Source organism: Lewinella sp. IMCC34183 (assembly GCF_003390915.1).
Classification (GTDB): domain Bacteria; phylum Bacteroidota; class Bacteroidia; order Chitinophagales; family Saprospiraceae; genus Neolewinella.
In genome coordinates this window covers 476,311-489,726 of sequence record NZ_QMEM01000004.1, presented here as the reverse complement: position 1 = coordinate 489,726, position 13,416 = coordinate 476,311, and the positions used below count along the sequence as shown (strand labels likewise).

Annotated in this window: 12 protein-coding genes; 5 read left to right on the top strand and 7 right to left on the bottom strand. The window is 46.4% G+C overall.

What is annotated here, in order from left to right:
* Positions 1-257: 257 nt before the first annotated feature.
* The 7 genes from DQG19_RS20900 to DQG19_RS11730 all read right to left on the bottom strand — a co-directional run bounded on the left by DQG19_RS20900 (position 258) and on the right by DQG19_RS11730 (position 8,333).
* Entirely contained in the window at positions 258-1,286 is a 1,029-nt protein-coding gene (locus DQG19_RS20900; protein WP_157974473.1) for a hypothetical protein, read from the bottom strand.
* Positions 1,287-1,555: 269 nt separating this feature from the next.
* Complete coding sequence (locus DQG19_RS20895) at positions 1,556-3,451, bottom strand: hypothetical protein (RefSeq protein ID WP_157974472.1); 1,896 nt, start codon at positions 3,449-3,451, stop codon at positions 1,556-1,558.
* Complete coding sequence (locus tag DQG19_RS11745) at positions 3,444-4,016, bottom strand: hypothetical protein (protein WP_157974471.1); 573 nt, start codon at positions 4,014-4,016, stop codon at positions 3,444-3,446. The genes DQG19_RS20895 and DQG19_RS11745 overlap by 8 nt, the downstream gene beginning before the upstream one ends.
* Positions 4,013-5,140: a dsDNA nuclease domain-containing protein gene (locus DQG19_RS11740; protein ID WP_116126440.1), complete on the bottom strand. Its 1,128-nt coding sequence runs from the start codon at positions 5,138-5,140 to the stop codon at positions 4,013-4,015. Before DQG19_RS11740 ends, DQG19_RS11745 begins: the two co-directional genes overlap by 4 nt.
* Positions 5,141-5,376: 236 nt before the next feature.
* Positions 5,377-6,066 carry a hypothetical protein gene (locus tag DQG19_RS11735; RefSeq protein ID WP_157974470.1) on the bottom strand — a complete coding sequence of 230 codons (690 nt, stop codon included), beginning with the start codon at positions 6,064-6,066 and terminating at the stop codon, positions 5,377-5,379.
* Between the two features lie 72 nt (positions 6,067-6,138).
* The gene (locus DQG19_RS20890) at positions 6,139-7,128 is read right to left on the bottom strand and encodes a hypothetical protein (RefSeq protein WP_157974469.1); all 990 of its coding nucleotides are present in this window, start codon (positions 7,126-7,128) and stop codon (positions 6,139-6,141) included.
* Between the two features lie 455 nt (positions 7,129-7,583).
* Positions 7,584-8,333 carry a hypothetical protein gene (locus DQG19_RS11730; protein ID WP_116126438.1) on the bottom strand — a complete coding sequence of 250 codons (750 nt, stop codon included), beginning with the start codon at positions 8,331-8,333 and terminating at the stop codon, positions 7,584-7,586.
* An 884-nt stretch (positions 8,334-9,217) separates the two neighbouring features.
* On the opposite strand from DQG19_RS11730, the gene DQG19_RS11725 reads away from it, so the two are divergent.
* The 5 genes from DQG19_RS11725 (at position 9,218) to rsmG (ending at position 13,230) form a co-directional block, all read left to right on the top strand.
* Positions 9,218-9,652 carry a DUF892 family protein gene (locus DQG19_RS11725; protein ID WP_116126437.1) on the top strand — a complete coding sequence of 145 codons (435 nt, stop codon included), beginning with the start codon at positions 9,218-9,220 and terminating at the stop codon, positions 9,650-9,652.
* A 198-nt stretch (positions 9,653-9,850) separates the two neighbouring features.
* On the top strand, positions 9,851-11,266 hold the full coding sequence (locus DQG19_RS11720; protein ID WP_116126436.1) for an aldehyde dehydrogenase family protein: 1,416 nt from the start codon (positions 9,851-9,853) through the stop codon (positions 11,264-11,266).
* Between the two features lie 25 nt (positions 11,267-11,291).
* Positions 11,292-11,462 carry a hypothetical protein gene (locus DQG19_RS20885; protein ID WP_157974468.1) on the top strand — a complete coding sequence of 57 codons (171 nt, stop codon included), beginning with the start codon at positions 11,292-11,294 and terminating at the stop codon, positions 11,460-11,462.
* Between the two features lie 358 nt (positions 11,463-11,820).
* Positions 11,821-12,516, top strand: a complete 696-nt coding sequence (locus tag DQG19_RS11715) for an RluA family pseudouridine synthase (RefSeq protein ID WP_116126435.1) — start codon at positions 11,821-11,823, stop codon at positions 12,514-12,516.
* Positions 12,517-12,603: 87 nt separating this feature from the next.
* A complete protein-coding gene (gene rsmG, locus DQG19_RS11710) occupies positions 12,604-13,230 on the top strand; it encodes a 16S rRNA (guanine(527)-N(7))-methyltransferase RsmG (RefSeq protein ID WP_116126434.1) in 627 nt (208 codons plus the stop codon).
* Positions 13,231-13,416 lie beyond the last annotated feature (186 nt).

Here is a 13,416-nt window from a genome sequence, read left to right as displayed (position 1 = left end):
AGCATTCTTGGTGTTAATCCGTAAAAGTACCTATCAAATTTACCTTGTCGGTAAGCTTTAAGAATTTTCAGCCAGTTTCTCATGATTAGGTTGCTTTGATGGTTCTGTTAGTTAGTTGCGCAGAACGTTTACGCCGGCGCAGACCGGCTCCACCCACCAGCTCTCCGGACCGCCACCAACTTCATTCCCCAATATAAATCGTCCTCGACACCCACCCCCTCAACCGCCGGTTTGACGCTGGCGTGTTGTTGGGCGATTTATCTTACAATTGTAATCTTCTTCGATTTATCAGTAATTATGTTATAAATGATTATCTGATTATTGTAGCCTTTCCCTTCCTTCAATCGATCATAATCCCATGAACATTGGCGAACGTAAAGAGATCCGTCGGCCGTAAGAAACCCACCGATGGAAAGTCGATTTTCTTGATTTTGGAATTCATATGATTTTACCGTAGTGAGGCCTGCATCAGAAATTATGCTTAGATCCATCCTATCTGGCCATTTTGATCTTAATAAAACATAAACATTATTTTGAATAATTTCACCATCAACTATTTCAACGCCAGTTGTATCGAAGATGAGTTCATTCAATCCACCTGTAGCGATGGCTTGCATAGTACTATCCATGAAAGTCCACGAATCTAGATCAAACCCGAAGTTGTGGCAAATGTCCTTTTCTGGAAGATCATCAATTGACCGTATTTTATATATTGAACTGGATCCCATGCCATGCATCATATAATTTAATATAATATTATAGCCTGGACCGGATAGAACCTTCAACAAACACGTGCTTTCTATTGAATTCACTTGTGTAGTATCAAGTTTATTTATAAAGCTTACCGTACCGCCCCATTCCCCATTACAACAATCTATTACTTTGTAATTTTCGAAGGCTTCTCCAATTTTTTCAATTTTTTCGATAGAATCGATGTTAAATGGCTCGGACACAATTAACAACTTTGGATCAGTTCGCAGTTGATTTACTTTGAACAATTCTGTACGAGATTTTACATAAGTGTCTTTTGAAACAATGAATTCTGCATTCGGCAGGCTATCCAAAAAGATTGCAGCATCTTGTCCATCATTAATATAGTATATATAGTTTCTGTCTACAATAAACAGTATTCTATCATTTCCTGGTGCTAAATCTGTGATTTGATTAAATTTCCTATTCAGGGATATGATAGCTGTTTCACTGCTTTCAACATGCTTGCATCCATTCATAGAGATCCCTAAACAAGCCACACATGCGTAAAATATCCATACGCTTTCCCACCTCATCGACATAATTATAAACCTTTGAGCTCAGGAATAACGTCGCTCAATCTTATACATTGCAATATATAGTTCAATCTGACTTTACTGGATAAAGGAAGTAGTGTTACGGCCTGCCTTTAATGGCAGGCTGTCGCCCAACGGGGGCCTACCCGACGGCCGCCTTCACCAGCAAACTCTACGGGTACCGGCATTCATTACGAGCGCTTCTAAAGCAATGCTAGCACCAAAGAACTTAACCGGCGGCTGTGCGTGGTAGGCGGTGTTCGCCGCATTTAATTATTTGTATAGACTTTCTGCAAAACTATAGTGTTTACTGCATCGCCCTCAATTTGGAAGTTTCGACCTGCGATTATTACCTGTCCATCCAACTTATCTAATAGCGCCTTAAAAGGTTCAATCATATAGTTCAATGTAGATGAATTGATTTCTTCGCTTTCAAATTGCATCGGGAAATCAAGTATAATAATCTTTGGATAGTAAAATTTTTCAAATTGGGATATGTGCAATAATCCAAAGTGATAGGCTAGTAAAAAATACGCCTTAAGAGTTGCACTAAGTGAAAGCCAACTTTTATCGCCAACATAAAAATTGAACCCTTTAGATGATATAGAAAATTGAACTCTTCCCTGATTCCAAACACCAGGAGAGAGCCGATTAATCTGACCCAAATAACTATTCATACCTTCTTCAAGGTCTTGCGCCACATTTGAATAAGCTATGTTGGATAATTTACGTTGAGCTAATTTTTCGATACGTTGAATTTCCTTCTCAACATTACCAATTGAAGTCGACAATTCGTTTTTCTCTAAAACATTTAGTCTTATTCTTCTGAGATTCTCTAGTTTTTCTACGATTTGACCTCTTCTGCTATCAATCACAGAAAGTTGTTCATTTGTAAATATTGACAAGGAATTTTTCAAAGGCGCAATTTCCTGATCTAACTGCCTGATAGATTTTTCAATATTTCTAACTCTTTCACTGCCTTCATTAATAGCCCGTTCTGTGTCTTCCCGCAAATTCTTTAGCTCTTTCTGTTCAATATTTATTTGCTTAATTTCTATTTCAAGACGATCATCATATGAATCAACATGCTCAATATATTGATGGCATAGAAAGCAGTGATCATCGTCTACTGGCTTTAGATGTTTCACTGATTGATCACAAGCTGGACAGTGAGTAATCTTTAAATTTGAAAGTATGCTAGCAAGACCAGTTCGCTTAAGTCTATTTACTTCATTTACAAGTCGTAATTCTAATTCTGAAACTTCACTAAGTTTATTTATAAAAGAGCTTAATTCTTTTTGCGCCTCAACCAGTCTTGCAACGAGTTCCTGCCGCTTATTGGATAAATCAGAAATCAATAGAGTACTATTTCTATTCGAATTTCTATTTAATTGCTCCTTTATTTCATTTTCCCTAGAAACTAACAGATTATTCAATTGGGTTTGATAACGATCAGATAGCGCATCAATCTCCATTAATGTTGCAAAACTTAGTTCTCCCTCATCATCCTCTGATGTCAAATCACGCGTAATCTTGTCCAAAATCAATTCATACTGGTCTCTTTTAGACTCCAGATTTGACATCAGCTTATAACTCTTAGTAATCTCGCTTAACTCTTGTGGAAAGAGTTGTTCAGCGAACCCGAGAAACAATGCGAGACACGCAAATTGATCCGCTTCGGGTTGCTTATCTGCCAGCTCTGTCCAAAATCTCTCTTGCCTATAAATGTGCCGGAAAACTGACCGAAAGCTAAGGCTGTTCCAAGTATTTATATACGGATTACCCTTAGGAATTTTTAGTTGTGGGATACCAAGGGCATCAAGAACAAATTCAGAAAATTCTTCTGTAGACAATCCAGCAGAATTTACAATGGTCTTAGATCTCTGACCCTTCTTTGTCCAATTCCTTTCAAATGTGTACTTCGTTTCGTTTATTAGAACATCAACTTGGACACTAACATATTTTTCTATTAGGATTAAATCGTCACCCAAAGCCTTTTCGATCGAGCCTCCATCGCCAAAACAAAAGTCGATCATTTTCAGCCAAACCGTTTTACCAGTATTAGGTTGACCTATGATTAAGTTTAGACCATTTATAAACTCTAATGATTCAACTTCTCCATCGCTGGTTACTCGGCGGGTAGCGATAATTTCTAGCTTACTCATATCCAATTGTTTCTCGAAGCTTTTTAATGGCCACCTCATCTTTGAACGTCTCGTATATGAGATCTTTGAGTTTCGTACCTGACATTGATCCAAGTACTTTTTTCACTTGCTTAAGGTCATGAACGATGCTTATAAAGCTATTGTCGGCAAAAAGTTGATCAGCGATTTCTGCTCCAAAAGCACTAAGACGAATAGTGTATTGATTGCCTAAGTTTTCGATGTAAAATATTCCTCTAGCCTCCAAATAAGGTAAAATTTGATAATATCGTTCGTCCCATGGGCCATAATGGAATCTAATCATTTTACTCTCTATATCGATGCGTTGCATTTCCGCCTGTTTTTTTAGTTTGTCGCATACGACCTTGAAGAAAGCGGGGTATCGCACGAAAAAATCTAACTTTGCAAGTTTTGTCAAACCATCAATTCTAAAGGTGTTTGAATTACGCTCTTTAACACCGCAGTAACGTACTAACAAAATTAATCTGCTAGCATGGAATTCAATTATTGAATCTGCATAAAGTGCTTTGCCACTTGGGTAATCCTTTATTTGTTGGAGTGATTTCATGCGACGTGGAATTTATGCATACACCTATTTGTGATATCATACATATATCCAACACCTACAAACTTCGCATTTTTTAGCGAAAAAGTTCCAGATATACGTTTCACCCCATCAAGACAGTAATCATAGAATTCCATACCACTTAATTGTAGTTTTCCGGACGAAAGCTTGGTTAAAGCATCATGAAGAAAAAATTCAATTTCATTTTCTAAGTCTGTGTAATTTTCCTGGCTTACATATGTGGTAGTCATTCGGTCATTCTTATATTTTACTCTCATGTAGTTAGCTGACCGAATTATATCGTCCGGAATATTTGCATCCCTCATTTTCTCCGAGAGCTTTGATAACCTCCCTAAGGAGTATAGTAAATCTGCCTCTTCTTTTAACCAATTTTGAAGTCTAATTCTATTAATTTTAAACGCATCTGGACGTTCATTTAGATCCTCTGTTGATGCGTCTCGAACTAGTCCCAAAAAATTATCATACATTTGCTTTCGCTGGTCAATATTACAGCTGTATCCCATAGAATTTAACAAATCTTCAAACCTCAATATGTTTATACTCCTTATTGATTTGACGTCTCCAGGAAACTTTTTCCAGTAGCAATTCTTAACTAAGTATTCCCAACCATTGCCTTTTGGAGAGGTCACTCCAGGCAATCTATCTTCGAGTTGATTGATAAGCTCTTTAAGGTTTTCACCTGCAAACTGCCGCTCTAAAGATTCCCTTTTAAGTGTGAGACATCCTAAATCATCTTTTTTTAAAGAATATGAAGCTGCTATTTGAAATAAGGTATCCTCAGTGCATCTGTCATTCATTAATAATTTTTCGGCAATTGATGTACCTAGCTTATCACTTTCTCGCCGACAAAAATCAGGTAGTGACCATCTAGATCCTTTCTCCGTGTTGTGCTTTACTTGAACAAACTCCACTACTACCTTATTGGATTGTTTTCTAAATAAGGTAATGTCATCTTGTTTCTCCAACCAGATTTCATCAATTTCTTCTTCCACTATCATGTCCAAGCAGTAATGTGCCCCAACATGATCTTGGTAAATAAATCCACCCCGTGCTACTCTACCACCTTGCTCCAATGGTGAAAGTTCGTGAATTGACTTCAAGGCCATTTTAGATGTAAAGTGATAATTCTTTCATAATAGGCTGTTCAGGGGTAATTTATAAATAATATCGAGAGTGTAGTAAGTGTTTTGATGTGATTGCGGCGAACGAAGGCCTACCCGACGGCCGCCTTTACGAGCAAACATGGAGGGTAGCGACCTTTATTCCGGCCAATTTAAAGCAATGCTAGCGCCCAAAAGCTAGACCGGTGGCTGTACGTGGTAGGCGGTGTTGGGCGAATTGATTATTTCAAATCTTTAACAGCTGCTTCAAACCGTGATTTATCAATTGCAATTTCGCTTTCCTTGAATATCCGCACGTACTGCTCTAGGTCCTTCCATCCGGTAAAATCGTATCGTCTTGAGCAAGTTTCTACTGGGTCAACATCCTTTAGGCATTCCCAGATAAAATTGAGCATCTGCTCCCCGCTAATATATTTATAACCTTTCCCTTCCCAATTAGGCTGGGAGGGACAAAAAAATAAAAACTTCACTTTCAACTTTGCATGGTCAAAATTTCTTTCAAGAGTTGCAAAACCTTCCGCCTCAGAAACCCTATGTTGGTTCAAATACTGCTCAAACTCGTCAATTAATGATTTATCTACTTCAGGAAAGCAGCCAAGCCAGCTGATAAGTTTACGTATACTCTCTCGATTAGATCTAAGCCCTCGATTAAATTTAATTTTCGATCTGTCCGTTTTATTTTTAACCTCACCAATTATGAATTCAATTTTTGAACCATCACAATCTAACTCATCTTCTACATCGACTTGTCGATCGGTCTGCTCATGGTAAGGAAATCTTACTGCTAAAATGTCAATCTCAGAATCATGATTTCCAGGCGTCACACTGTGAATGATCAAGTTCGAGACTAGATACCCTTTCAGCCTTAAATATAGCTTAGTCAATAACTCGTAATGTTCATCGATACTCATAGTGTGCATGTAAAATTTTGTTTATACCAATTGTATACGCTCGAGTTTAAATTTGCCAGTCTAATCGTAAATTTACAAACCTTGTTTAACAACGTTAATAAGGTTGTTTAATCCTATAAAGACAGGGTCAGTAACTCCATTTGCCAAAATACTTGTAGTCATAGATTTTAAAATATCTATTGATTGCGCAACTATATTTCTGTCGGGATTGCTCTTTTCACTTTGAATGCTTAGCCTATCTACTTCCAAAGTAACTTCTCGGCTCAATTCAATGTCATTTGTCTTCTGTATTTCGTTGAAAGTATTTATTATTTCATTCAACTGTAACTTTAAATCATGATCAGAGGCGCTAACCTGATTAATCACATTTTTCGTTTGCGCATTGTCAGATGAGTTACTGATGATATTTTCATTTCCAAAAGTCAAACTTATATTTCGTCCGCTAATTGATCCAATGGTCTTACGAAATACGTTATCAATATCATTTGACTTTGCCGATAAATTGACTTCACCATAACCCAATTCCTCGTTTAATTCCAACAAGAAAGTTAAGAGTTGACTTTTAATTTTCGACATTATTCCTACTATTTGCGAAATAGTAAATACTTTATACATTCTTTCAATTGAGTAATTTAATATTATGTTATCAAAAAAGCTGGTAAATTGATATGGTAATGCCATGATAAGATGACCACTACCACTTGAGTGATTTGTATGGGATTCTAATTCTGCTATACTTTCATGTGTGGTATGATGTGTCAGCAAGATTCGCTTTTGATCAGATAAAGATTCAGTAGGTAGCTTTTGGTCTCTTTGTTGTAATACTCTTGTGTAGGATTCCTGAATAAGATCTCCCCGCACTTCACAAACTATTTGTCTATAATTAGGGACTTCAGTTCCAATAGTGTAGCCACTGAGTTCGGCCTCAGCCCATTGCTTAAGATTTTCATTTTTCAGTTGGTATGCCAGAACTTTTGTCGATCTTAAGATATTATCCAAGCTGGAACTCTCATTGATTAAATCTTGGATGATTTGATTTATATTAGTTTCAGATACGTTCATTATTTTGAATTTACTATATGATATAACCGCAGGTCAAGGTAATTAAACTTATTTGAGAACAGGCAATATGTTTGTATATAAATATTTTAAGTCCAGTTTCTGCTAGTGTTGCCGAATAATCATTTAATACGGCATTGCTGACTGCGTCCGCCTAAGCGGGTGTCGCCCAACGATTGCGCCCACGCAGCCGGGGCATTTATTGATTCGAAGGTAGCGACTTTAACCCCACCAAAAGGGGGCGGCGCGGCGACATGGGCCGAAACCGACCAACGGGAGCTTTCGGGCCATTGACGACGCGACGAACCCGCACACCAATAGCATCCATCAAGCTCGACCCTACCCAGCCCCGGTTGACGTTGGGCGCGGTGTTGGGCGATGTTTTTACGTTTTTATTTATCCTAATCGACAATTGGCATTTTTGTATCCGCTCAAATAAGCTAGTATTGGCATCTAATCTAATGGTTTTGCAATCTGTCGTGCAATAGAGTATCCCCTTCCTTACGAATAAACTCCTTGAGATTACTGCAACCATTAATCTTGAACGAATCGTACTTTTTTTCTCGTAGCATGTATATGTTTGGAAAAGACCTAATGGTTTTTAAGTGTAAAGCGAAAAGGACGATAAAAGTAAAACTAGCTATCATACTGTAGTAGTAAACCACTAAGGCCAAAACTATAAGAACTAAAGGAATAAACCACACTATGATGTCAAATCTTCGGCTTATTTGAATTTCGAAATTCATCTTAAATCCGGGTTTCAGCAACTGACAAGTTTGAAATAAATCCCAGTTGTCATCCATGATTGGATCACTAAATGGAGTGTCTAGAGTAACATTCCTGTTCTTATATTTTATTGCCCTAAATAATGCTGCTTCTTTGCAATCACTACCAAATAATCGAATAGCATTGATGTGCTTACGTGGCGATTTTTCACTCAACAACTTGCACAGATCCTTAATTTTCTTGATGTTTCCAGGATTTAGCCGTTGCTTCCATTCCTCCTCTGAAATATTGATTTCGAACCATTCATTATAGACATCTCTTTGATGTTCTACGGGTAGCAAATCGCAAATTTCTAACCAGTCATTAATTGTAATATCACGATTAATTGCATCGTCACCGTTGACTATTGGATCCACCTCTGATCTCAGACGGAAATCAGCCTTTATTATATTTAATATATCGAATTCAGTGTAATTATCCATCACCAATTTTTAAATCTATCGCACTTAGCTATCTCGGCCGCCTAAAGCGGCTGTCGCCCAACACCAACCTATCCGCATTGCATGAAAGTACGCTATGGCGGTGAAATAAATAACGTGATTGCGCACCCCGTAGGCCTGAAATACGCACCCTTTACCATGGCGCCTTACCACAGCCGAGACAGGTTGGTAGTGACGTGATTGCCCAACCCGCCCGTCGGTATCGCGCAATAGGAGGAGCGAAGGCGAAATGGCAGGGTAGGAGTCAGGGCTTGTAGCAGGGTCCAGCCAGGTACGCGTCCCGCGTCGACGACCGGCACGGCAACTTCCAGTATACCTCCCGGCTATGGGCATCCCCCCAGCTGGTCACCCGCGCAAGTTTCCAGTAACCGGTGCACGCACTCTTTCCTAGTCCCCCCGGCACCCGCGCCCCGCCGCCCATTCCTGCCACGCTCGTATTATACGTTTGGATACGGCTTCTACCACCATCGATCTTTCCGACCTGCTCTGGCGGCAGCACGCCCGGGCGACCGCCACGGCCCGCGAACGGAAGGAGTGGGTGAAACGCAACAAGTAATCCCTCACCGGCGAGATCGGCCTGCTTTACAGCCACCTCAAGTACGTGCAACAGCACCCCGGCCGGTGCGTCACCACGGTGGGCTGTACGGCGGCAGGGAGGCAGCCCGGGGGTAGTTCCATGTACACGCTCCGGCGCGGTGGTCTCCGTACCCTAAGGAGAAAAGAACTTGCTGTTCATACCTACCCTAAATCGCGAAACAGGGCGATTCCCGAAACACTGGGGGCGCATACTCAATTGCACGAACAGCAAGACCCCTAAAATCCTACTACTATGGCTAACCAACCTCATCCAGGAGAGCCTGGCTTCCATGAAGGCCGGCGGCGAGATCGCCAAGCAGGCTACCGACGAGATCAACAACGCAGCAACGAACCCGGACCTCAAGGCGGCGCTCGAAGCGGGAAAAAAGACCTCCGAGCAGTGGCGCAAGCGCGTCGATGAAGCCCTCAAGGAATCGGGCGGCCACGCGGAACCCGGCAACCGCATCGTCGAGTCGCTCTACGACGTCAGCAAGTCGGTGATCAAGAAGTACGATAACGACTACTCCCGCGACCTCGCCATCATCGAAACCGGACAGCTGGCCCTCCACTATTGGATCGCCGCTTTCGGTACCATGGACGCCTACGCCAAGCGGGCGGGCCTTACCCAGACCTCCAAGAACATGGAGATGTGCCGGAAGGAAGCCGAAAAAGCCGACGAAAAGCACACCGATATCGCCCTCGCAATCATCGAGTCGCAGAACTAGTGGCTTAGCTCCGATAAGAACGGCCCGCTTTCTAAATGGAAGCGGGCCGTTTGTCTTTCTATTCTATGGTAAAGACTAGCTTGGTTTTGCAAGAAAGCTAGCCCAAGCATGCCCGGGTAAAATAGCTGTGCGTCCGGGGCTTCCACAGCACCGCGCCCCCGCCAAAACCCCGTGCGCCACATCCCCGTTCTCCGTAGTATGGATACGGCCCCACCCACGCAGCACTTCGACGACCTCCTCCAGCGGCAGCGCCGGTACGCGCCCACGCTGGCCCGCACCACGGCCCGGGAGCGGAAGGAACGCCTGGACCGCATCCTCACCTACCTCAGCGACGCCGGCAACCGCGACCGCCTCATCGAAGCGCTGCGGCAGGACCTCGGCAAGCCCGCCGTAGAGACCATCACCAGCGAGATCGGGGTGCTCTACAGCCACGTCGGCTACGTGAAGAAGCACCTGAAGCGGTGGATGGAACCCCGCCGCGTCGCCACGCCCGTCAACATGCTCGGCACGCGCAACTACATCTACTACGAACCGAAGGGCTGCGTGCTGATCCTCTCGCCGTGGAACTACCCCTTCAACCTGGCCATGGTGCCCCTCATCTACGCCATCGCGGCCGGCTGTACCATCGTGCTGAAGCCCTCGGAGGCGAGCCCCGCCACCACGGACTACCTCCAACGGATGATGACCGACCTCTACGACGCCAACGAGGTGACGGTGGTGAAGGGGGAGGCCGATACCGCAGCCGCCCTGACCCGGCTGCCCTTCGACCACATCTTCTTCACCGGCAGCCCCGCCGTGGGCAAGAAAGTGATGGCCGCCGCCGCGGAGAACCTGACCGCCGTGACGCTCGAACTGGGCGGTAAGTCGCCCTGCATCGTGGGGGAGGACGTGGACGTCGGCAAGTCGGCCCGCAACGTAAGCTGGGGGAAGTTTTTCAACGCCGGACAGACCTGCACCGCCCCCGACTACCTCATGGTGCACGAACGCGTCGCCGACCGCTACGTAACGGCGCTGGGGGAGACGATTGCGGAATTCTACGGCGATAACCCCCAGACGTCGGAGAGCTACGCCCGCATCGTCAACCAGAAGCAACACGACCACCTGACCGGCCTGCTCGCCGACGCGGTGGGGCAGGGGGCCACCGTCGCCCACGGCGGACAGCACGACGCCGCCGACCGCTACTTCGCGCCCACCATCCTCACCAACGTGACGCCCGATATGCGCATCATGCAGGAGGAGATCTTCGGACCCATCATCCCGGTACTGACCTACCGGGACCTCGACGAAGTGGTGCGGCAGGTCAACAGCCTGCCCAAGCCGCTGGCCTTTTATATCCAGGCCAACCAACGCCCCATCGTGAAGCGTTTACTACGGGAGACCAGCGCCGGCGGTACCCTGGTGAACGAGTTCTTCCTGGGCAACGCCAACCCGGCCCTGCCCTTCGGCGGCGTCAACAACAGCGGCCTGGGCAAGAGCTTCGGTTACCACGGCTGGGTCGACTTCTGCAACGAGCGCTCGGTGCTGGAACGGCGCTTTTTCGACCTGAGCGTGGCGTACCCGCCCTACACCGAGCAGGTGACGCAGCTGCTGAAGAAGATATACCCCTGGTTCTAAGTTTACCTTACCCTACCTTTATCCCATGTTCGATCTCCTCCTTACCATCGCCCTGATCTGGTTCGCTTACCGCGGTTACCAGTGGTACCACCGTATGCGGACCGAAGTGGGCCCCGGGCGCAAACCACACGATAAGATCGACATCACTCCTGAGGAGGAGCATGATGATTATGTGGATTATGAGGAGGTGAAATAGTCGCTGCGCTACTTGGAGGTTTACCGCTTAGGGTAGGGAGTTGTTGTCGCTGCGCGACTTTGGAGGTTTAACGCAGAGGAACGGAGGACGCTAAGGTTTCGCAGAGGGGGGAGTGATTGTCGCTGCGCGACTTCATGTTCAATACTGAGGTGCCACGGAGTAGGGTAGGGCGCTGCGCGACTTGGGGGATTTACCGCAGAGGAACAGAGGTTTCGCAGAGGGGGGGTGCTCAATCACGCTTTGCGAACCTCTGCGCATACCTCAGCGTCCTCTGCGTTTAGCCTCTTTTACCTTGACCTACTACGGGGTAAGTCCCTTTACCACCCCTACCTTCCCTTCATCTACCTACCTTCGCCCAATGGCAGATCAACCCAAGCGCTTCCCCGGCCGACCCTCCGACTGGGTCCTCTACAAGGACAACCAGCTCATCGCCTTTAATAAGCCGGCGGGACTGGCCGCGGTACCCGACGCCAAGAAAAGTGCCAATCTACTGCAGATCGGGGCCGCCTACGCCCACCATGACCTGTATCCCATCCACCGGCTTGACCGGCCGGTGTCGGGGGTGGTGCTGTTCGGGCAGAAGCCTTCGGCCCAGACGGCACTCACCGAGCAATTCAAGGACCGTACGATCGAGAAGACCTACCTGGCGATAGTGGGGGAGCGGCCCGAAAAGGATGAAGACACCCTCGTGCACTTTATCCGCGAGCGCAAGGGAAATGCCTCGGAGGTCGTCGACAGCTCCGACAAGACCGCCAAGCGGGCCGAACTGAAGTACCGCTACCTCGGCAGCAGCGACCGCTACCACCTGCTGGAAGTGAAGCTCGTCACCGGGCGCAAGCACCAGATCCGCGCGCAGCTCGGCGCCATCGGTTCTCCCCTGCGCGGCGACGAGAAGTACGGCTTCAAGCGCGGTAATCCGAGCAAGACCATCGACCTCCACGCCTTTACGCTCGCCTTCGACCACCCCGTGAGCGGGCAACGGGTGGAACTGCGGGCCCCGGTGCCGGAGGAGGCGGTTTGGGAGGCGTTCGGGGAGGTTATTGGGGGGTTGTAGGCCCGTCTCACCGCGCTGCCGGAAACAGCGTTTTACTGCGCTGTCGGAGACAGCTTCTAACTTCGCTGCCGGAAGCAGCAATTCACTATGATCATTACCGAGTACTTCCCGGACCTGACGGAGCAGCAACGCGAGCGATTCGCGGCGCTGGATGACCTCTACCGCGACTGGAACGCCAAGATCAACGTCATCAGCCGCAAGGACATCGACAACCTCTACGTGCACCACGTGCTGCACTCCCTGGCTATCGCTAAAGTGGTACAGTTTCGGGCGGGAACGCAGGTGCTGGATCTGGGTACGGGCGGCGGCTTTCCTGGCATACCACTGGCCATCATGTTCCCGGAAGCCAATTTTCACCTCATCGACGGTACCGCCAAGAAGATCCGCGTATGCCAGGAAGTGATCTCCGCCCTCGGACTGACCAACTGCCGCGCCGAGCAAAAGCGGGCCGAGGAACTGAAGCGCCCCGCCTACGACTTCGTGGTCACCCGCGCCGTCGCCAAAATCGACCAGCTGGCCGCCTGGAGCCTGCGCCTCATCGCCGATAAGCAGCGCCACGGACTGCCCAACGGAATCCTGGCCCTGAAGGGTAGGGGACTGAAAGACGAACTCGCCACGCTGCCCAAGGGTGCCTACGTGGAAGAGTACCCGATCGATAAGTGGTTCGCGGAGGAGTTCTTCGCGGAGAAGGAGGTGATGTACCTGCAGTACTGAGTTTCACCGCGGATTACGCGGAGGCGTTTCGCGGAGTTGACGCGAAGTGCCTTCACATGTGGTAAGTAAAGCTGAACCGTCTAGATCCTGGTAAAGAGCCATTCCGCGCAGGGGAAATTGCCACCGTGCGCCTTTTCCTGCTCAACCCGGAGTGGTTGTATCATCCTGTCGCAGGCGAATAATTCC

Bases quoted from the DNA above. Each gene is read 5' to 3' on its own strand.
- DQG19_RS20900 (WP_157974473.1), bottom strand. From the start codon at position 1,286: ATGAGGTGGGAAAGCGTATGGATATTTTACGCATGTGTGGCTTGTTTA.
- DQG19_RS20895 (WP_157974472.1), bottom strand. From the start codon at position 3,451: ATGAGTAAGCTAGAAATTATCGCTACCCGCCGAGTAACCAGCGATGGA.
- DQG19_RS11745 (WP_157974471.1), bottom strand. From the start codon at position 4,016: ATGAAATCACTCCAACAAATAAAGGATTACCCAAGTGGCAAAGCACTT.
- DQG19_RS11740 (WP_116126440.1), bottom strand. From the start codon at position 5,140: ATGGCCTTGAAGTCAATTCACGAACTTTCACCATTGGAGCAAGGTGGT.
- DQG19_RS11735 (WP_157974470.1), bottom strand. From the start codon at position 6,066: ATGAGTATCGATGAACATTACGAGTTATTGACTAAGCTATATTTAAGG.
- DQG19_RS20890 (WP_157974469.1), bottom strand. From the start codon at position 7,128: ATGAACGTATCTGAAACTAATATAAATCAAATCATCCAAGATTTAATC.
- DQG19_RS11730 (WP_116126438.1), bottom strand. From the start codon at position 8,333: ATGGATAATTACACTGAATTCGATATATTAAATATAATAAAGGCTGAT.
- DQG19_RS11725 (WP_116126437.1), top strand. From the start codon at position 9,218: ATGAAGGCCGGCGGCGAGATCGCCAAGCAGGCTACCGACGAGATCAAC.
- DQG19_RS11720 (WP_116126436.1), top strand. From the start codon at position 9,851: ATGGATACGGCCCCACCCACGCAGCACTTCGACGACCTCCTCCAGCGG.
- DQG19_RS20885 (WP_157974468.1), top strand. From the start codon at position 11,292: ATGTTCGATCTCCTCCTTACCATCGCCCTGATCTGGTTCGCTTACCGC.
- DQG19_RS11715 (WP_116126435.1), top strand. From the start codon at position 11,821: ATGGCAGATCAACCCAAGCGCTTCCCCGGCCGACCCTCCGACTGGGTC.
- rsmG (WP_116126434.1), top strand. From the start codon at position 12,604: ATGATCATTACCGAGTACTTCCCGGACCTGACGGAGCAGCAACGCGAG.